25 protein-coding genes and 1 pseudogene are annotated in these 19841 nt (G+C 52.8%); 22 read left to right on the forward strand and 4 right to left on the reverse strand.

Features of this window, described 5'->3' with window-relative positions:
* Nucleotides 1–4 precede the first annotated feature (4 nt).
* The 18 genes from M6D81_RS11505 to M6D81_RS11590 all read left to right on the forward strand — a co-directional run bounded on the left by M6D81_RS11505 (nt 5) and on the right by M6D81_RS11590 (nt 14913).
* On the forward strand, nt 5–262 hold the full coding sequence (locus tag M6D81_RS11505; RefSeq protein ID WP_262677023.1) for a hypothetical protein: 258 nt from the start codon (nt 5–7) through the stop codon (nt 260–262).
* 16 nt (nt 263–278) lie between these two features.
* Entirely contained in the window at nt 279–668 is a 390-nt protein-coding gene (locus M6D81_RS11510; protein ID WP_262677024.1) for a hypothetical protein, read from the forward strand.
* Between the two features lie 16 nt (nt 669–684).
* Nucleotides 685–1008: a hypothetical protein gene (locus M6D81_RS11515; RefSeq protein ID WP_262677025.1), complete on the forward strand. Its 324-nt coding sequence runs from the start codon at nt 685–687 to the stop codon at nt 1006–1008.
* A complete protein-coding gene (locus M6D81_RS11520) occupies nt 1005–1406 on the forward strand; it encodes an HK97 gp10 family phage protein (protein WP_262677026.1) in 402 nt (133 codons plus the stop codon). The genes M6D81_RS11515 and M6D81_RS11520 overlap by 4 nt, the downstream gene beginning before the upstream one ends.
* A 3-nt stretch (nt 1407–1409) precedes the next feature.
* Nucleotides 1410–1781: a minor capsid protein gene (locus M6D81_RS11525; protein WP_262677027.1), complete on the forward strand. Its 372-nt coding sequence runs from the start codon at nt 1410–1412 to the stop codon at nt 1779–1781.
* A gap of 72 nt (nt 1782–1853) precedes the next feature.
* Nucleotides 1854–2390 carry a hypothetical protein gene (locus tag M6D81_RS11530; protein ID WP_262677028.1) on the forward strand — a complete coding sequence of 179 codons (537 nt, stop codon included), beginning with the start codon at nt 1854–1856 and terminating at the stop codon, nt 2388–2390.
* An 87-nt stretch (nt 2391–2477) separates the two neighbouring features.
* The gene (locus tag M6D81_RS11535; RefSeq protein WP_262677029.1) at nt 2478–2903 is read left to right on the forward strand and encodes a hypothetical protein; all 426 of its coding nucleotides are present in this window, start codon (nt 2478–2480) and stop codon (nt 2901–2903) included.
* Between the two features lie 20 nt (nt 2904–2923).
* Nucleotides 2924–3199: a hypothetical protein gene (locus M6D81_RS11540; RefSeq protein ID WP_262677030.1), complete on the forward strand. Its 276-nt coding sequence runs from the start codon at nt 2924–2926 to the stop codon at nt 3197–3199.
* Nucleotides 3200–3216: 17 nt separating this feature from the next.
* Nucleotides 3217–6753: a hypothetical protein gene (locus M6D81_RS11545; RefSeq protein WP_262677031.1), complete on the forward strand. Its 3537-nt coding sequence runs from the start codon at nt 3217–3219 to the stop codon at nt 6751–6753.
* Nucleotides 6750–7304 (forward strand): distal tail protein Dit, encoded by a 555-nt coding sequence (locus M6D81_RS11550; RefSeq protein WP_262677032.1) that lies wholly within the window; start codon nt 6750–6752, stop codon nt 7302–7304. The genes M6D81_RS11545 and M6D81_RS11550 overlap by 4 nt, the downstream gene beginning before the upstream one ends.
* Before the next feature lie 65 nt (nt 7305–7369).
* Nucleotides 7370–7771: a phage tail fiber protein gene (locus M6D81_RS11555; RefSeq protein ID WP_262677033.1), complete on the forward strand. Its 402-nt coding sequence runs from the start codon at nt 7370–7372 to the stop codon at nt 7769–7771.
* Between the two features lie 1223 nt (nt 7772–8994).
* Nucleotides 8995–11076 carry a hypothetical protein gene (locus M6D81_RS11560; RefSeq protein WP_262677034.1) on the forward strand — a complete coding sequence of 694 codons (2082 nt, stop codon included), beginning with the start codon at nt 8995–8997 and terminating at the stop codon, nt 11074–11076.
* Between the two features lie 14 nt (nt 11077–11090).
* Nucleotides 11091–11369: a hypothetical protein gene (locus tag M6D81_RS11565; RefSeq protein ID WP_262677035.1), complete on the forward strand. Its 279-nt coding sequence runs from the start codon at nt 11091–11093 to the stop codon at nt 11367–11369.
* Nucleotides 11369–11524 (forward strand): hypothetical protein, encoded by a 156-nt coding sequence (locus tag M6D81_RS11570; RefSeq protein WP_262677036.1) that lies wholly within the window; start codon nt 11369–11371, stop codon nt 11522–11524. The genes M6D81_RS11565 and M6D81_RS11570 overlap by 1 nt, the downstream gene beginning before the upstream one ends.
* Nucleotides 11517–12029 (forward strand): phage tail family protein, encoded by a 513-nt coding sequence (locus M6D81_RS11575; RefSeq protein ID WP_262677037.1) that lies wholly within the window; start codon nt 11517–11519, stop codon nt 12027–12029. Before M6D81_RS11570 ends, M6D81_RS11575 begins: the two co-directional genes overlap by 8 nt.
* A 45-nt stretch (nt 12030–12074) precedes the next feature.
* The gene (locus M6D81_RS11580) at nt 12075–14045 is read left to right on the forward strand and encodes a phage tail spike protein (RefSeq protein ID WP_262677038.1); all 1971 of its coding nucleotides are present in this window, start codon (nt 12075–12077) and stop codon (nt 14043–14045) included.
* 44 nt (nt 14046–14089) lie between these two features.
* Nucleotides 14090–14683 carry a copper amine oxidase N-terminal domain-containing protein gene (locus tag M6D81_RS11585; RefSeq protein WP_262677039.1) on the forward strand — a complete coding sequence of 198 codons (594 nt, stop codon included), beginning with the start codon at nt 14090–14092 and terminating at the stop codon, nt 14681–14683.
* Nucleotides 14684–14751: 68 nt separating this feature from the next.
* Nucleotides 14752–14913 (forward strand): hypothetical protein, encoded by a 162-nt coding sequence (locus M6D81_RS11590; RefSeq protein ID WP_262677040.1) that lies wholly within the window; start codon nt 14752–14754, stop codon nt 14911–14913.
* Nucleotides 14914–15222: 309 nt separating this feature from the next.
* Here M6D81_RS11590 and M6D81_RS11595 read toward each other — a convergent pair whose 3' ends face one another.
* On the reverse strand, nt 15223–15588 hold the full coding sequence (locus M6D81_RS11595) for a DUF2513 domain-containing protein (protein ID WP_262677041.1): 366 nt from the start codon (nt 15586–15588) through the stop codon (nt 15223–15225).
* Between the two features lie 77 nt (nt 15589–15665).
* Between M6D81_RS11595 and M6D81_RS11600 the strand changes: the two genes are divergently transcribed.
* From M6D81_RS11600 to M6D81_RS11610, 3 genes are read left to right on the forward strand one after another with little or no spacing between them, the layout of a single operon-like run.
* Nucleotides 15666–15854, forward strand: a complete 189-nt coding sequence (locus M6D81_RS11600; RefSeq protein ID WP_262677042.1) for a hypothetical protein — start codon at nt 15666–15668, stop codon at nt 15852–15854.
* A complete protein-coding gene (locus M6D81_RS11605; RefSeq protein WP_262677043.1) occupies nt 15851–16279 on the forward strand; it encodes a phage holin family protein in 429 nt (142 codons plus the stop codon). The genes M6D81_RS11600 and M6D81_RS11605 overlap by 4 nt, the downstream gene beginning before the upstream one ends.
* A 3-nt stretch (nt 16280–16282) precedes the next feature.
* Nucleotides 16283–17809 carry an N-acetylmuramoyl-L-alanine amidase gene (locus M6D81_RS11610; RefSeq protein WP_262677044.1) on the forward strand — a complete coding sequence of 509 codons (1527 nt, stop codon included), beginning with the start codon at nt 16283–16285 and terminating at the stop codon, nt 17807–17809.
* Nucleotides 17810–17862: 53 nt separating this feature from the next.
* Here M6D81_RS11610 and M6D81_RS11615 read toward each other — a convergent pair whose 3' ends face one another.
* The 3 genes from M6D81_RS11615 to M6D81_RS11625 form a co-directional block, all read right to left on the reverse strand.
* Nucleotides 17863–18222: a hypothetical protein gene (locus M6D81_RS11615; protein WP_262677045.1), complete on the reverse strand. Its 360-nt coding sequence runs from the start codon at nt 18220–18222 to the stop codon at nt 17863–17865.
* A 118-nt stretch (nt 18223–18340) separates the two neighbouring features.
* Nucleotides 18341–18553, reverse strand: a complete 213-nt coding sequence (locus M6D81_RS11620) for a hypothetical protein (protein WP_262677046.1) — start codon at nt 18551–18553, stop codon at nt 18341–18343.
* Complete coding sequence (locus M6D81_RS11625; RefSeq protein WP_262677047.1) at nt 18546–19319, reverse strand: hypothetical protein; 774 nt, start codon at nt 19317–19319, stop codon at nt 18546–18548. Before M6D81_RS11625 ends, M6D81_RS11620 begins: the two co-directional genes overlap by 8 nt.
* Before the next feature lie 232 nt (nt 19320–19551).
* Between M6D81_RS11625 and M6D81_RS11630 the strand changes: the two are divergent.
* A pseudogene (locus tag M6D81_RS11630) lies at nt 19552–19647 on the forward strand (iron-sulfur cluster assembly accessory protein); the annotation flags it as partial.
* Nucleotides 19648–19841: the final 194 nt, after the last annotated feature.

Below are 19841 nucleotides of genomic sequence, written 5' to 3' on the forward strand. Positions count from 1 at the left end.
ACTAGTGGCGAAATATAAAGCGTCTCCGGGGTATGTTGTGGCTGTCGGAAATAAGACGGTACGCTTCGATTATCATGGCGAATGCAAAACGGACGACGCGGCGGAGATTAAGATACTCGACGGACTCGTGCCGAAATGGGTTACGAAAGTTAGTGACGGAAATAAACCGGAGGTATCGAAAGCGGAGATGGAACCGAAGCCTGCACCGGCCGAAACGCAAAAGCCCGCACCAACTCGAAGCCGCAGAACCTCCGGCAAATAAACGGAGGTGACGCAATATGGCGGTAAATATAGGCGCGGCCGACGGATACATTACGCTCAACTGTATTGACAACGAAGACTGGGAATCTTCCGACGACGCGAGAAAACTACGGATACTAAACGTCGCCGGTCGGAAGCTGACGAGCAAGTACGGTCAATACACGATACCTGACGACGCCGTTTACGAATACGCGAACGACCTGTCCGTAGCATTTAACGATACGAATCGGCTACAGCAACAGGGCGTCGCGGCGTTCGGACTTACCGGCGTGGCGAATTTTACGTTCAAGGATTGGGCAAAAACGGGACTGGACGCGCTGATATCCGATACGGTCCTCGACTTGATTTCGGCGGCCAATGACGGCGTAAAGCTGTCCCGGCGGGCCGTGAAATGGACAGTACTATGACGGGAGGCGGCGGCTTATGGCGTTGATACCGTTAAAACAGGAAGTGACCGTATATCCGAAGGCACCGTCCGATGATCCGTGGAATCCTTCGCCGGGTTCCGTTCCTTTTACGCTAAAGTGCCGATTTCAAGAGGGCACGGCGGTCGTAACGGATCAGCACGGCCGGGAAGTCGTATCGTCGGCGCAGATATTCTTCGATAAGTTTGCGCCCATTAAGGCAACGGACGAATATGGATACGTGGACGAAACGGGCTCAGAACGCCGGTATCTTCCGCTAAAAACGGAGCGTAAACGGTGGCTCAACGGCAAAGCGATACTGACGGTGGTGTACGTTAAATGACGATGCAGTTTGATACAAGCGAACTGGAACGGGCGCTGGCGGGCTTAGACGGTAAAGTACGGAAGGGCGCGGAACGTGGAATGCACGACGCGACGGACGATCTACTCCGTGTGAGCCGCGACCTGGCACCGCTCGATAAAGGCACACTGCGGACGACGGCGTGGAAAGATGTCGAAGAAGCGGACGGGCTTGTTATCGGTGAGGTGTATTATAGCGCGGTAGAGCAGGGGGCAAAAGGCCGCGTTAACTATGCGCTGATTACACACGAATTGGGCGACACGTTTGCCAATCCAACCACGCCTGGCACGCAGCCGAAGTACCTCGAACGGCCGCTGAAAGAGAATGCCGACGAATATGAGCGCATGATTGCCGAAGAAATCCGGAAGGAGTTGAAGTAGCGCGTGTTTACCGTAGGGGAATTGAAATCATACGTAGAGTCCGTCGTACCGTACACGTACTATCATAACGAATTTCCGGTTAATGCGGCGGTCAACGCGGCGTATGTACGTATAACGGGCGGCTATCGGCCTGATCAATGGACGAGCAAGCGGCGGCCATCGTTTCAAATCGTAATCCGTAACGTCGGACCGGCGGCGGAAACGGTGGCAATGGCGCTATACGAAGCGTTCCATCAGCGGCGATTTTACGATATCGGCACGCAACACATCGTTGCTTCCTTCGCCGATCAATCCGCGCCGCTCTATCTCGGGACGGACGAGAATGGGCGGTACATGTATTCCGTCAATTTTACGGCTACGTTGTTAGTACAGTAAATAACGCACCATCAACGTCGGGACTTCGGTTCCGGCGTTTTTCGTGCGCAATTATAAGGGGGAAATCCGAATATGGCAGTAGCATCCGAAAAAATCCAGCTCGGGCCGTGCAAGGTTACGTTTGACTTCGACGGACTTGAGCCGGTTACGTTTGAACAGACGCAGGGTGGCGTCGTATTAACATACGAAGAGACAACGAGAGACGTACCGGTCGATCAACTGGGCACCACGCCCGCCGACGTCATTATCACCGGCCGCCAAGCGAGCATCGCCGTACCAATCGTCGAACGCGACCTCGAAAAGTTGGCGAAAATCATTCCGGGCGCGACGCTCGTTGTTGACGGAACCGATCCGACGAAAAAACGAGTTGACGTGTCCGCACTCGTCGTAGAGCGGCTATTTCCGTTCGCCAAGAAAGTTAAGCTGGAACCGCTGGATACGGCGTCGACGGCGGACGATATCGTAGTCTTGCACAAGGCCGCACCGTCCACGAACCTCAATTATACCTACTCGTACGACAACGAGCTTGTAACGAATACGACATTCCGAGCGTTTCCCGATGACACGGGACAATTGATTTCCTTCGGCGATCCTGACGCCACTGCGTAAGGCTGACGAAGTCATGACGGTCCTTAACGGGGCCGTCTTTTTACATCGTTTTTATCGCTTTTATCCGAAAGGAGACTGAATACGAAAATGAACGTGATATCACGGTTTATCAATAAATCGGCGGGCGGCGGCGGCGCGGACTACGTGCAGTTGGGCGAAAAATCCGTCAAAGTCCCGAAGCTGACACCGGAAAAATATAAAGCGTTATTCGAGCGGATCGAGACGTTGCCGCAGATTATCGTCAGTGTACTGTCCGCCAAGCAATCGGACGACTTCGTGGCGACGGCGATTGTTGGCGCGAATATGGCGCTGGACGAAGCGGTTAATATCGTGGCTGTTTTAGCAGACGTCGAACCGGAGTACGTCGAGAAGCACGCCGATCTCAATGAGATTTCCGAGTTTATTCGGGCGACCATCGAAAAGAACGATTTGCAGCGCGCGCTAAAAAACTTCCGCGCCGTCCTCGGTCACTTCCGGATAGGGACGGAAGCCAAGGACGGCAGTCCGGACTAACGCTAGACGAGTGGCTTACGTTGGCGGCCGTAAAACTCGGCGTTAGTCAGCGAGCAATAGAGACGGAATATTATCTCGTTGATTTACCGGTAATTTTGCGGCACAAAGCGGCAGAAACGGCGGCCGACCGGTTAACGGCGCTACAGATCGCAACGGTCAGCCAAGGCGTTGACAAGGACGTATACGAGCGATTTGTTAACGGGCTGAAGGCAGATATCGGTAGCGGACAGGAAGCCGAGACGGATAGATTAGACCGGCGCGGAGTCGAACGGCTGCGGGGTCGGATAGGACGGTAGCAGAAAGGAGGTAACGGATGACAACGGAAATAGGCGCTATTAAGGCGCGAATAGAGTTTGATATATCGCAGGCGCAACGTCATATAGACAAGGTTAAACGCGACATGTTGATGCTTAAAACAGGTGCGGACAAGACAGCGACAAGTTTCCGCGGATTAGAGTCGGCATTGATAGCGGTCGGCGCGTCGGCTTCGCTCGTAGGATTAACGCGCGTCGTTAAGTCGCTTGCGGATGAAGCGAACCAATTAGCTATGTCAATGCAAGGACTCGTCGAGATTTCGAAGGCTTTGAACGTTAATATCGAGGAGTCTACGAAGTTGGCCGAAGACTTGGCTAGCCGCGGATTTATGTCGATTGCAGAAGCATCAAATGCCGTAAAGACCGCCTTATCTGCCGGACTTAATCTCGAACAGGCACGCGATCTGATTAACGCAACGGCCGACGCTGCCGCTTATAACCGGGAAGCGCATCTCGGCTGGGGCGAAGCGGTCGTACAAGTTATGCGCGGTATCAAATCAGGCAACTCGGAACTGACGGACGCAGCCGGTATCACGACGAACCTATCCGTCATGTACGACCGATACGCGAAAACAATCGGGACGACGGCGGCCAAATTGACGGAAGCGCAGAAGGTGCAAGCGGCTTATACGGAAATTATGAAGGAAGCCGAGTTGTTTACCGGAAACGCGGATAAGGCACTCGAAGGGTATGCCGGTACGCAGGCGCAATTTAATCAAACGCTTACGATGGCGCGGGCAGAATTGGGCGAAGCGTTTTTACCGGTGCTTAAAGAGTTAATGGAAACGTTGACGCCAATCATCGTCGATTTTACGAAATGGGCCGAAGAGAACAAAGAAGTTATCGCGGGCTTGTCGGCGGCCACGGTCACGATCGGCGGGCTTGTCGCGGCATTTACGACATTGATCACCGTCATGGGGGCGGCGCGTGCAGCAGCTATTGCGTTAAACCTCAGTCTCGGACCAATCGGGTGGGCAATGGCGTTAATCGGTACGGCAGCGGCCGGATTTATGGCATATTCGGCAGCGGCGGATGCGGCATCGGAATCGGCGCTTAAGTTTGCGGGAAGCCAAGCGGAACTTAACGAAAAGCTGGCGGGATCGTCGACAGATCGAACACTTGACGATATCAAGGCGATGCAGTCCGATATCGAGGTGCTAAACGGTATACTCGACGAGCGTAACAAGTTGATGGACGAGTATAACCAACGTGAAAAGGAAGCGCACGCTGGCCGTGGGTCCATCGAGAATACGCACGCCCTTTTCGAGCTGGCCGACGCGGTTAAGGAAGTAGACCGTGGGCTGAAGGAAATGGGTTATACAGCGGAAACCGCAGAGCAGGCGGTCGACAAAATGAACGCTGCAATCGAGGAATCATCATCGGCGCTGAAGGAACTCCGTATGGAAGAACTCCGCGAAATTGCAGCCAAGCAAGATCAGGCTGCGGAATCTGAGCGGCTTATTGATCGTTACAGCGAATTAACGACGCAGACAAAACGGTCGAAGGACGAAAACGACGAGTTGACGCAGACCGTGCGTAAGCTATCGGAGCGATATCCGGAATTGGCCGTCGAATTGGACAAGCAAGGCTCGTTGCTAATTACGAATGAATCGCTTGTCCGCGATTTGATTGCCGCCGAAAAGGATGCATCAGCGGTGCTGCTGACGGAACAACGGAAAAGGACGGAAATCCGCGCAAAGGAAGCGAAAGAAGCGCTAAACCTTGCGAAATCTCACCTTAAAGCGTTAAGTGCCGTTGCTGGCGGTAAAGTTGAAGCGGCTCCGTTTTTAACCGATCAAACTGCGGACTTTCTCGGCCGACAAGGTCAAAAAGCGGCGTCGGACGTGTTGGTATCTGGACAAGTGCAGGCAGATGTTGCGGGCCAGGAAAAGCGCCTCAACGAACTTGAACTTGAGCTAGCTGCTATCGAAAACGGAACTTGGCGCGAACTGATCAAGGACGATAAGCCGGTTAAACCGTCTGATAATCCTGGGAGCGGTGGAGGTAAAGGCGGCGCTAAATCGTCCGGTCCGTCGGCCGAACAATTGGCGCAAGAAGCGTACCGGGCCGCGCTGCAACTCATGGAAAAGCGGCGGTTACTCGGACAGCTTACGGAACAACAAGAGGCGGACACGCTGGCTCGGCTCGCCAAGCAATACGAAAAGTACGACGATATTTGGATCGATGCCGAATCACGTCGTCAGCGCGTCGTCGATCAAATGGCAGCGGACCAACAACGGTCTGCCGAAGAACGGGCACGGCAATCCGAAGCGGAGCAGCGGAAGTCCTACGATAAATCGGCCGAGTGGATCGAAATGGAAACCCGACGGATGACGGAAAAGGGCGAAAGCGAAGAGGCGATAGCCCGTATGACCCTCGAAGCCTGGACGCGCGTCCGAAACCGTTACGGAGCCGATACCGACTATTATAAGCGGGCGGACAAGGCGATGTTCGACGCGCGGATGGAGTTGCGCCGGATGGACGAAGCGGCGGCGAAACAAGCGGCGGAGACGGCGGAAAAAGCCCAACGCGATTTAACGAAGTCCGTCCTCGACAATATCGACAAACAGCGGAAGGCCGAGCTAGATGCGTTGGACAAGCGGAAGAAAGCGACGCAGAAGTATTACGACGACTTGCTCCGTATCATCGACGAGTCCGAGCGTGGCCGGGAACGGAAAAAGGTCGAAGAAGAGGCGGAGAAATACCGGTTCGCAACGTCTGAGCAAGGCCGGAAACGTTACGAAGAACTGCAAGAGCAGCTCCGTAAAATGGACGTCGAGGATAATAAACGGGCACTCGAACAGGAGCGCGACGACAAGTTAGACGCACTCGACCGGCAGAAGGACGATATCGACGCGTGGTATTCCGATCTCAAAGCGGCGGCCGACTCGTTTAACGGCGACATGATTACGATGTACCAGTTAACGGAGGACGCGCGGCTTAACGCCTTTGTAACGACGAATGCCGAAATCCTTGCGGAAATGGAACGGTTTAAGTCCGAGATGGATTCGTTGCAGGCGGGGAGTATTAGCGGCCAAGCGTCAGCCGATCCGTATAAATCATCGATACTGACGCAGATGCAAGCGAATGCGAAAGCATGGCATACGGCGGACGCAGCAGGCAGAGAACGGCTTAAATCGGAGAATCAGCGGCTCGGAGCGGAGATTGGCGCGGCATACGATGGACGGACGGGCAAATGGCTCGGGGCTGACGGGATTCCGTTGTTTCATAGCGGTGGAATCGTTGGTCAGCGAACGTTTAACGCTGGCGATATGCTCATGCCGGACGAGGTTACGGCGATCCTCCGCGAAGGCGAAGTAGTGTTAACTCCGGGACAAATCCGTAGCTTGCTCGAAGGCGTTGGCGGCCGTGGCGGAACTAACGTCAACATCGAGCGGATCGTCGGCGTCGAAATGAACGATACCACGCTTGAAGACGAAATCGACGTAAGGGCAATCGGGCGGACCGGCGTCGACATGGCGGCCGAGATTGCGCGGAACCAATATACGGGAACAAGCGGAGGGGGCGGAATATGATAACGGGCACGTACGGCTTTACGTTTAAAGGACGGCATAGCTCGGAGTTCGGCGTCCGTCTGCTCCGATATACCGTCAACTCGCCGGACCTCCGCGAATACGAAGACGAACCGGCAGGCTTGCCCGGCGTTATCGATTACGGAACCGAACTCGGCAAACGCGAGCTTGAAATGACCGTCGATATCGAGCCGAACGGGGCCGAGTTTAAGCGAAGGCAATCCGAAATATTAACGTGGCTGAAACCGACGACAGCGGCGGGCATCATCGTATTCGATGACGTGCCTGACCGCTTTTTTTACGCGAAATTGAGCGGTAGATTGACGGCTGAACAGATCGGCCGGTACGGCGAGTTCCGCGTCACGATGAAATGTACGGACCCCTTCGCATATGGGCCGGAGCGGATCTACGAAGGCACAATCACGGGTAATCCGGAGGATATCGTGCTGGAATCGTACGGGTCCGAACCGACGCCGCCTATCGTGGAGATGTCGAACGCGGGCGGCAATGTGATCGGCGAATTTACGTTGCAGATAGAGTTCGAAACAGAATAGACGCGCAAGCGGATACGAGTACGAGACGGAGTAACCGAAAGCGAATACGAAACGGAGTGATACGAATGACATTAGCGGTATCGAACTATCTAGCGGATAAACTATTGAACGCCACTTTCCGGGGGCAAAACTACGTTTCCCCCTCTACGGTATACATCGCACTGTATACGTCAAATCCGACGGCGGCGGACACAGGGACGGAGGTAAGCGGCGGAGATTACGCGCGGCAAGCGGTAGTATTCGGAGCGCCCGCCGATGATAGCGGAAAACGCACGATTAAAAATACGGCCGATATCGTATATCCGGTAGCGACGGCCGATTGGGGAACAGTGACGCACGTTGGAATACGGGATGGTGCTAGCGCTGGGAATCTGTTATTTTACGGTGCCGTCGATAATCCGCGGTCGATATTAACGGCCGACGCGCTGAAGATGCTGACGGGCAACGTGGCTTGCTCGTTAAATTAAGACGGAGGTGAAGCGAATTGTCAACGGGAAATACGATGTATCCGGGCATGGTAAACAGCCCAGTAACGGAACTATCCGCAGCAATCAACGACACAGTAACGAGCTTTGACGTACTCAACGGAGCTGCGCTCCCCGACGCGCCGAATCTCGCAACGATTGGCAGCGGAGAAAACGCTGAAACTATAGAGTACGGAGCCAAGTCCGGCAATACGCTATCGGACGTCACTCGGGGATTCCAGGGCGTCGCGGCGAGCTGGTCGGCAGGAACGAAGGTGGCGCGGAACTTTACCGCCTATGATTACGAAACGATCCGGCAGAAGTTAGAAGAAGCCGCCACTATCCCCGCGCCTATCCAACGGGGGCTAAACGCCATTGAGACGACACAGGCCAGCGGGGCCACGACGCAAGTTAAGGGGCGGACGTTGGCAAATATCCTCGGTCGGGATGGCGGGTGTGAGAGTCTAGCGCCGTTTGTTGTTGATGGGGATGTGGAGCTATCATCGACACAGGTTAAGAGCGGAAGCAATTCGATAAAGCTTACATCGTCAGGTGCGTCAACTTATGTGTACAAAGACTATACGTATGCGCTAGACACTTCCAAATCGTATATTTTTGCAGCGTGGGTTTATATCGAATCTTATAGTGCTGGATCGGTGTACCTTGCTATTCGAGATTATGGAAGCAGTACAACAAGATATACCGCTAATGCTAGTTCCGTCACAATCGGTAGTTGGCAACTTGTTTACGCGAAGATACCGACATCGAACACGATTGTCGGATTAGGATTCCGGGCACAATTTGGAGCTGGATCGACTCCTACTTCTGTCACTTACTTCGACTCCATCCGCCTATACGAACTATCCCAATCCGACTATGACGCAATAGGCACAACGATCACAGGGGCGGAGATTGACGAGTATTTGCCGTATGTGGATTCGGTGCAGCACCTGCGGGGGCTGTCGGTGCGGAAGACGGGGAAGAATATAATCGATAAATGGGATTTCTTTTCATCAGCATCGAAGATAAATGCCGTAGTAGAGACTACTGATACTGGTATACGACTAACCTCGTTATCATCCGGGACTTATAGACATGCCAGACGGATGTACAAGCTGATCCCGAATAAACAATATACTATTAGTCGCTCACTTAACATTCTTTCTGGCTCTACAAATAGTAACGATGCTAAATTAAGCGTCCTCAATGAAGACACTAGCATTGTATTGGCCAACATTTATAAATCGACCGAAAGTCTTACAAGTGCCGTATTTACTGCACCAGAGGACGGGATTATACAATTATATCTATACGCAACGTCGGGAGCTGCTGGGAGTGGAGACGTAGAGTTTAATGATCTACAACTCGAACTCGGCACCGAAGCAACGGACTTTGCTCCGCGCAACGACGACTATATCCATATTCCTACGGTATTGGCATCCAATGTAGACCGGACGATTACGGACAGCTACGATAGCGCGACGGGCAAGGTGCTGCATAGATATCATGTGGGATTATATTTGGACGGGCAATTACCATGGGGATTTAGTGCTGACTACGCTGGTGCAAAACGCATCGAAGTGGTGATCGGACAGCAGTCAGCCGCGATTATTAATACATTAGGAAACGGATATATTCATATAGGCCGAAAATATAACGGCTATCCGTTGAAAAACGAAGTTTTAATAGACGGAACTGCAGATGTTTTTTGGTCACACGCAGCAACTACTTGGCGTATCGTTGTATCCGACGCCGACTCCGGATGGACCGAATCTCTCAATCCGTCATCTGCCGCAATCAAAGCGCTCATGAACGGATGGCGAGCGACCGCCAACAATGGCACAACGTACACATCGTGGGTATCGATACTCGACGGATCGGCGCCGCCAACGAATACGGAAGCCTACGTCGCCGCGAACAAAGCGCTGGGATGGGATGCGTGGGCAACGCTGGATTACGTCCTAGCAACGCCAGTCGAGGAGCAGCTAACGGGCGATCTCGGGGCTATAGCGCTGGCTAACGGCGGCAATCAGGTCGAGTTGACGGAAGGTGTTGTCGTTAGGGAGAAGGCAAATCCGGAACTTAGTGGAGCGGGGAATTACAATATTAATAGCACCGACTTCCCCAATTCCTTACTGCCGGGCCGAACAAAGACCATTATCGCTATATATAAAAACGATGTTATGGACGTTGGCTGGACGCTCGTTAATAACACAGACGGTACGAAAAAAGCGTATATACCGTCGACCGATTACGACCCCAACGCCGAATACTACGTCACCTACGAAGTCCTAGACCGCTATCTCTACACGGCTAACGCCATTGACGCAACGCTGACGTACCAGTCATCGCTAGGCGGTGCGGTAGCGCAAGCGGTACAGGATATAGCGGATTTAAAGACGCATGATGGCGTACAAGACTTTGCGCTGGACTACATCCAAGCCGGAACCGAAAATAACTCGCGGGATATTGCGGACCTACAAACGGATGTTGGCGATGTACAAACGGCACTTACCGACCATATCACCGATCCAACGGGCGCACATGCGGCGAGTGCGATATCTGCGACCGGCGGTACGAATGTACAAGCGGAGATTGACACGCTAAAGTCCTCTGTCAGTGACGGGAAATCCGGTATTGCTGCCGCGATCACTGACATGGGGCAAGCGGCAGCAGGGACGGATACATTTGCGCATCTCGCGACAAAGATACGGGATATATCGGATGATGCCAACGCTACGGCAGCGCAAGTCCTCACAGGGCGTACGTTTTATCAAGGTGGCGTTAAGCGTACAGGTACGATGCCGGACAGGTCAGGCGATACGGCGGCGGTGTCGAGTGCGGTGAGCGGTACAACGTTGCGGCTACGGGCGTCCGAGGGGTATCGGGACGGCGTTAATGATTACGTGACGATTACGGATGCCGATCTTTTGCCGGAGAATATCCGGAACGGCGTTAATTTGCTCGGCGTGACGGGTACGTTGGAGCCGAGACTTTTCGCCGAAGGTTCGAGTTCGCGTGCTGGCGGACTGTTCACGGTAACTGGACTATCGTTCCGGCCTAAAGTTGTTGTCCTGTACCTTGATTTACACGTGAGCAACCCTGATGATAGGGATTACTACTATAACGTGTTGACCGATTTCGGAATGGCATATGGTACGCCTGGTGGATTTAACTACCTCCTTTTCGCGCAACGGGATAATGACGGATACCAGCACGCGGCACCCAGCACCGTAAACAATATAACTAATGACGGATTCAGCGTATATATGGCAGAGGGAACAACTGCATGGAAGGCATTCGGATAAGGGGGAAGATGAACATGGAAGTAGGAAACCGAGTCATTTACGATCAAGACGGTAACATCGTATATCAAACGGGCGAAATGAGCGGTGACGTGCTGGAGCGGTCGGTTATCACAAGTCTCGCTCATATCGATATCCCATACGGCAGCATCGATTATACAACGCATAGGCTCGTTGGGGTTGATCCGGCTACGAGTGAGCCAATAACGGAAGAACTTCCGGTCACGTTGACGCCCGACGAGCAGCGGATAATCGATCTCGAAAATCAACTACTGTTATCTAGCGGGGTGATATAGTGATTAATCAGTTAATCGTAGACATACTCGTTAACCGTATCCGTAGCGGAGGCGTTAATCCGGTGACAGGCGTACCGATGACGATAGACGATATCAAAATACCGGAATATAAGACGGCAGTATCCGAGGCATTGGGCGGCGGTAACGATGTTTAATCAACACGGTTTCAACGAAGTCCCGTTTAACCGCCCGTACGTCATCGATATTTTATTCGCGGTCACGATGGGCGGCGAGGGATCGATGCATGCGGCGGCCAGCGCATTGTACACGGCATCCATCGAAATGTCCGGAGAAGGCGCGATGACGGCGGAGCTTTTACGAGAGATTACGGCCGCTACGTTTATGTCCGGTGAGGGAACGCTTTCTACCCAATTGGCCCGCGACCGCGTAGCTAGCGTATTAATGGCCGGTGAAGGAACGTTAATTGCCCGCCCGAGCAAATTCCGCGTAAGCTCGATTACCGTCGACGGCCCGTTCGGTCCCGGCGATAAAGTGGTGATTGATAACGGCCGCCTGCGTGTACTCAAAAACGGCGAATACACGAGCTATGACGGAGACTTCTTCGACTTGCATCCGGGCATCAATACGCTTACGTACACGGATTCGGAGGGCGGCCGGACGGTTAACGTTCGTGTGACGTGGCGCGACAGGTATTTATAAAACGAAATGTAGGCGCAAGCCGGAAAGGAGTCGGGATCGGTATTTATGACGCAAAAATTCCGAAGTCGTCTCGAATTGCACAGCATTATTAACGGTCAGCCCGCTAAACAAATATTGGCCGCGGCCTCCGACGTGTGCGTACGGGAGCAGCTTAACGGTCAGTATTACGTTACCTTTATCTACCCGCGGTTGCCTGACGATAAGAGCCGGTATGACGCGCTGGCCGAACGGAATGAGATTAAATTTCCGGATGGCGTCGAAAGGGGACAGCGGTTCGTTATCAAACGGGTGGACGAAGAGCGCCGCGGCCTCCGTATATTCAAGCGGATCGAGGCGCACCACATGGCGTTCGAGCTTAATCGCTACTATCTCGACGATTTCGTGGACTTCTCGGCTGCACAACCGCCGGACTACACGCTCGGACTTATCGGCAACGGCACGCCATATACGATGGCCGTTAACGGAACGTTCGATAATCAAGACGTGTTCGATTTCGGCGAGAAGCGAAAGCATGATCTCCTTGCCGAAGTCCGCACGCTATACAACGGCGAGCTGGCGTATGACGACGAGATAATTACGCTCACTACGCGCAAAGGCGGCAACTATGGCGTCGAGATACGTTACCGGAAAAACCTGACGGGTATCGTCCGGAAAAGTCACGACATGGAGCGGATCACACGATTATACGGCTACGGTAAAAACGGATTGACCATCGAAGGACACGCGGGCCATTCCGTCAAGTATATCGACAGCCAATACGCCGACGCCGGTCACTTATTCGAAGGCAGCGTCGACTTCCCGGAGATTGACGATCAGGCCCGGCTCCTTGACGCAATGCAGCGGCATTTATTAACGGTGGAGCTGCCGAAAGTATCCTACGAAATTGACTTCGTTCAGCTCGAAAAAGTCGACGTAGACTTTAGAGCGGAAGCTATAAACGAAGTTGGCGATACGATAACGATAATCGACGAATCCATGGGATATCGGTTTGACGCGCGGGTCACGGAATACGAGCGGTATCCATTCGAACCAAAACGGGGCCGCGTCGTGTTGGCGAACTTCCGCGAGCTAAAAACGTCCGATTACGTATGGATGGCGACGGTCGGCAGCAAACGGGCGATGAAGTATACGTCGGACAACGCCGTGCTGAAGGGGACGAAATATGACGATAGCATAACGTTAGTCGACGGATTCGGTATGGCGGTGTCTGACGATTTCAACCGGACAATGGTACGGCTAGGACAGACGGGGCCGGGCGAATACGGGCTGGCGTTGTTTAACAAATCCGGCGTCCGTACGATATGGCAAGATTCGGCGACGGGCAACGCATACTTCTCCGGCACATTGCAGGCGGCAAACGGCGACTTCACCGGTTCCATTACGGCGACTTCCGGCACAATCGGCGGTTGGACGATTAATGCGACGAGCTTGTCCGGGTCTGGCACGATTAGCGGCGGGACGATAACGGGGAGCAGCGTAAATGGCGGATCGATAACGGGAACTAGCGTGTTCGGTTCGTACATTACTGGCGGTACTATTACCGGTGCATTTATTACTACGTCCGCAACCTATCCGCGCATGGAGTTGTCGAATACGCTTAATCTTCTCGGCGCGTACGCAAGCTCGACGAAATATATCGAGATCATCGCAAATTCGGCGGGCGATCCGCAGCTTTATTTTAATAGCAGCTCCGGCTTTATGCGGCTTACGCATATCGGGGATACTGGGTCGTTGGGTAGCGCGGGCAACTTCGTTTTGTCGTGTACGGACAATCTGCGGTTATCGGCGACCAGTCCGACGTCAATCGTGGAATTAGCGCCAGGGTCGGCGGGTTATGTGACGGTGCCCAATTGGAGTAAGTTGTTAAATGCCGATAGCACCCAAACACTACAAACCGCTCTGAATAATAAGGCAAATGTCTTCAGTGGTGTTTACGGTACTGTTTATGTTGCGTCCACGCCTGGAGGCCCGACCGATAAGGCAATTACATTCACTAACGGTATTAGAACCGCCTAATTCCATGATATACTAATTGTAAAAATGGAAGAGAGGTTTTAATAGTGAAGAAGATTGCAGCAGCGTTTATTGCAGGGGCACTCGTCATGTTATCCGGACAGGCGTTGGCGGAGAATCTAACTAGAGTCGGAATGAAAGTCGGCTCAGAAGCAAGCGTATGGCTGAACGATACACAACTAAGCGACGCGATAGTGGTAAACAGCAAGTCTTACGCGCCCGTTCGTGACATAGCGGAGGCTTTCGGGGCTAAAGTCGAATACACTCCAGCGGAAGAAAACGAAAAAGCGGTGATTTCATTGGTATCCAAGTTGGAAGACAGTAATATCCTTCCGGAGCATAAAGTTATTGTTTTGAAACAAGAGCGGGAGTCGTTAGTCAAAGAGAAGAACGAACTAGAGGAGGGGATACCCTTCCTCCAAAACTGGCTCGCTAAAGACGAAGCCGAACTCGAAAAGTTGACGCAAGACTGGATGCGAGAACCGTATCTGAAGTCGATAGAAGAGCGGAAAGCCGCAATCGAATCGAACAAAGCCCGCCTAGCCGAAATCGAATCCGAACTGGCTGCGATCGATGCCGAAATCAAATCGATAGAATCGACGGAACGAGAACCGGAAGTGAACGAAGCAGCTAGACGATAATACCGAAATACACGAAGAAGTCTCGCCAATTGGTCGGGGCTTCTTTTTAATTTACGGAGGGATTTACGATGGAAGTGAACGGTCAAAGTATCGAACAAATCGTTATTACGAAGCAGGGTACGGGAAGTCTCGTATCGGCGGCAAGTGAACGAGAGGTAATCGCTATCTTATCGGACGACGGCGAGTGGGTAGTGAAAGACGGGTACGCAATCGAAGTGACGAAACCCTAATAGAAACCGGAGGTAATTCGAATGGAATCAAACGCTTGCTTACACGGAACTATGTTGTCTATACGAAGCTACGACGTAAAACAAAACGGGATTCACGATGGATCGTTGTCATTGACCGTTGACTTCTCGCCCGTGGAGCATTCGACGGCCTCGTTCTTGCCGGAAAAGTACGCCGAATTTATGCGAGAGGTCGCGGCCGTGGTCAATAGGTGGAACGGAGAAAGCGGGTTATATGTAACGGGAGAGGCCGTACCGGAAACGCCCATAGTACGGCACGAAATTAAACTCGATACTAGGAGTGCGGCGCTATTAGAAAAGGCTATTGGCGGCAGCTCTGATTAAAGATTCTACGGTGATATTACCGACCTTTGACGCAATGCCTTTTATCTTTTTCCATGCCGTATCCTTGCGTATACTCTCTAAAAACGCTCGTCCTTCGGGTGTAATATCCCGTACGGTCAGAATTATATCGAGGCCGCGGTTTATCGGATTAGGATTCGTCTTTATCAGTCCGGAATCTCGTAATTGTATGGCGCTGTATGATACATCGTCGTAAGTGTACTTTTCGAGTTGCGGTAGTTTATGAAGGTAATCCGTCGTCTTAGCGTCAATTGGTCGGAAAGTTTCCTCAATAGTCAATAAAAGATCGCGCGCACATTCGTGATTAAATTTCACTGTTTATCCGCTCCTTTTGTCGTTTACAGTCCGTATTCGACGTTTGGGAGCGATTTCCTTTTTACGGAGGTTTTTATATGGCGCAAATCACGCACAAGCTCGAAATTCTCGTCAACGCGGCCGATCCTGTTCCGGAAATTAACAACGTCATCCTTGCGTTCTTGCAGCTTCATTCCGGACGCGAAACGCAAATATTGACGGAGCTGCAATCGGAGATAGCCGCAGCTATTAAACATTACTCGAACGAAACGGGGGAATCGGAATGATTAACGGACAAGCGCTTTTAAACGGAGGGGCCGGAGTAGTCGGCGGATTTATCGGATTTGCATACGGAGGGTGGTCGGAAGCATTGACGTTCCTATTAATCGCATTCGCCGTCGATATCGTTTCCGGCATCGTAGCTAGTCGAAAGGAAGGCGTCGGCCTATCGTCTTCAATCGCACGGGCCGGATTTGCCGGAAAGGGAATGGCGATGCTCGTCTTATTACTGTCGCACCGGATCGACGTGTTACTCGAACTGGACGCGGTAATATTAACGGCGGCGACGTATTTCTATATCGCCAACGAATTACTTAGCATCGTTGAGAATTACGGCCGTGCCGGTTATCCGTTGCCGGACAAGGTTAAAGACGTTATTGACGTTTTGAAACGGAAAGGTGACGTTAGTGGGGCGAAGCCGAAAGGGGAGTAACGTATGTCTCTCGAAATAACGAAAATCCGCGTATATGTATCCGGCAACAATGTCGTCCGCTGCGACGGGAACTACGCTAAACGGGCGACCGATCTTCGATACGTCGTCATTCCCGTATCCGAGTACGATATCACCGCAGTCGGCCGGACGCGCGCGAAGACGACGGACCTAGCAAAAGAGGCCAAGGCCGAGATAGCGATTAATTTTCCGTACTTCAACGGGACGGACGGCGCTCTAATCGGACAGGCAATTGCCGAAGGCCGTCCATTATCGTACGAGACGGCGAAGACGCGGGGCCGAGCGGAGTTATATGGCGTGGGCGGTTCGTATGGCATCGCACTAAGCCCGCCAGCCGCCGTTGACTTCGCGGTACAAGGATCGCCGGAATTGCTACGGGACGGGGCCGTCGTGGTCGCGGAGAGTATCAAACGGGATAATCTCGGCATATCGGCGGCGGACCGAAGCCAGCGGACGGCCGTCGGAATCCGCCCCAACGGTGACGTCGTATTCGTCGTATCGGATGGCCGGACGTCGTATGATCTCGGCTTGACTTTCGCCGAGCTTGCGCTAGTATTCCGGGACGAACTCGGATGTATCAACGCAATCAACGGAGACGGCGGCGGATCGTCGATACTCTACGTGGGAGGTTCCGTTAAGGCCGCTGTCAATCAGGCATCGAACCGGAATAACGAGCGGGGGACGGGATGTGCGCTGGTCGTCACGAAAAAGACTGTTCCGCCCAGTAAACCGTCCGATAATCTCCGTATTGCCATCGACGCAGGTCACGGCCTTAACACGGCGGGCAAGCGGTGTCCCGACGATAGCATGCGGGAATTTCACTTCAATTCCGTTGTCGCCCGATATGTGTCCGAAGAGTTGGCGAAGTACGAAGGCGTGACGGTCAGGTTTATGCATGACGAAACAGGCCGCCGCGACGTGCCGTTATCGGAACGTGTATCGACCGCTAACGATTGGGGCGCGGACACGTACGTTTCGATCCACGCCAACGCATACGGATCGTCCTGGAACGATGCAAACGGAATCGAGACGTTTACCTCCGTCGGGGCATCGGCAACTTCACGGAAGCTGGCGGCTGCGGTGCAGAAAGAACTCGTAGAGTTAACGGGACGGCGCGACAGGTCCGTGAAACGTGCGGACTTTTACGTGTTGTATCGTACAAAGATGCCTGCGATACTCGTCGAGTCCGGATTTATGAGCAATCGTGAGGAGGCGGCACTGCTGAAATCGGACGGCTACCGGCGGAAAGTCGCGGCGGCCATCGTGAAGGGGCTGGCGGATACGTACGGGCTAGCGCCTATTACGCCCGACCCGTCTGAACCGGGAAGCCCCGCCGTCGAAACGTGGGAAGCAACGCTGTCGTCCGTTAACGTTGAAATCGAGGGACAGACGCTTGCGTCCGGACATATTATCGATGGAGTTTCGTACGTTCCGGCGCGGGCGATTGCGGAAGCATTAGACGCTAGCGTCCGTTGGGATGACGATACGAGGACGGTCACGATTACGAAGTAGTAACGGATGAAAGCCCGGCTAACCTCTCAGGGTCGGCCGGGCTTATTTTTCGTTTATATACGCGATCCGAACGCTTCGTCAAGCGCCGCAATTACCGCTGCCGCTTGATCTTCGAGATCGACGTCCGATGCCGAGTTTACCACATCGCTGACCGCTTCCTTTCCGTGTTCCCCCGACAATTCGGCAATGCGGTCGGCCAATCCCGCCTGGTCAGCGATAACCTTCGCCCACCAATCGTATGTTTCTTGCGTACAAGCGTATGTACCGGTTTCTTCGTCATACGCGAATTGGTAATCGCCGCTGCCTAATCCGTCATAGTTTCCGATTACGTCTACTACGCAGTTTGTTCCGTTGTTGCGGTCGATCAATTCCAACGTTTCTTTAGCACCAGTTTCCACGATTACGATGTTCATAATTATTTCCCCTTTAGCCCGCCGCCCTTTTCGTCGGCCGTCAGCCCGTCCCGTCATCTCCTTGCTGTTAAATTCATCTTATCACGTATATAATTACATGTCAATAATCATATGTAAATTATCGTACACGCTTATTCTTCGCATATTCCACGAGTTCAGATCGCAGATACAATCGCGTCTTCCGGGCTTCGCCAAACTCAACAAACGGCAATATACGGCCGGTCGCGATCGATTGGTTAAAGCCGGAAACGGACTGGCCCGTAATTGTCCGGGCTTCGTCCTGCATGACGAGGTTGTCCGTAATCCAGCGCTTCATTTCTTCGTTATTCATCGGCTTTCTTCTCCTTATAGCGGTGCAAATAATATTCCTGACACTTGCGGCAATGTTTCGGTTTCTTTTTACCGACCTGTTCCGGCTCAATCCAGTCACCGCCGCATTGCGGACATTTTCCGGAACTCTCGTTCTTATTACGTTTTGCCGTTTTATTATGCCGCCATCGGCAGCGGTCAGAGCAGTATTTCTTGTCACCTTCAACAAACGCGCTGCACCCGTCGGCTATACAACGTTTACGGCGGTTTAACTCGAATTTGTACGCCTGGCATCTCGCGCAATACTGCGGCTTGGTACGTCCTCCGATAGCCTGCGGCTCGATCCACGGTTTACCGCATTGCGGGCATCGATCGAACATCTGCCGTATTAATTTTAACCGTGCTGTCTTTACGCGACGAACGGCGTTTATGCGGTCTTTATTGGCTGCATACCACGCCTTACGGAGCTTGTACCTTCGTGGATTAACCCAGTCTCGGTTCTCGCGGTAATAGGCGAGCGACGTTGCCCGGTCGTACTCCTTATTGTGGACCGGCCGGCATTTCGGGCAAAATCGCTGGAGTCCGCCTTCGACGATATATTCGCCGCCGCACATTTCGCACTTATCCGTACTTCCCAGCGGACGGACTCCGCCTTGCTGTTTCCGCCGTTTATACTCGTTCGTCGTTTGGCGCTTTCTTTCTTCGCGGCAAGCCGGGCAATAGTATGCGCGCGGACCGCCGGTGAATGTTACGGAGCATGTGCGACACTTTCGCGCCATTGTCGTCATTTGCGATCGCCTCCGTTTAGTTATCGTTGCGCTCAGTCTAGCATGTAGTTAATCGTATGTAAAGCGTTGATTTTCGTTTGCATACGTTCGCCTACTCGGGTATAATCGAATCAGCGTGATTGACCGTTAGAGAGCGCGAACAATAACAATCCTGCCCGCAATTAACCGCCCGCCATACCGATGATAAACGTTGATTTAACGGCCTTTTGCTTGCGCTGGCGTAACGAAGCAATTCACGATTGACAATCCCAACGCTACAGTAACTTGCGGTTGCGGATCATCGTTCCGTACAGCAGCAGCGGCGGGCAAGCCGGATAGTGACTGCTAAATAAAACTAATACTCAGACGAGTCGATCATCGGCTCGTCTGTTTTTTTAAGTGAGTCAAAATTCTAATTATACTACAAGATGAGGGACATACAACGATAGAACGATTTGTATTTTCCGAAGCGTTCTTTGCGTTCGTCTAATCGCTCATTATGCTCACATAGCCTCCTACGAAAGCTGAAAAGTGTGCTCCATC

It is taken from the genome of Paenibacillus sp. J5C2022, from assembly GCF_025567625.1.
Lineage (GTDB): Bacteria > Bacillota > Bacilli > Paenibacillales > Paenibacillaceae > Pristimantibacillus.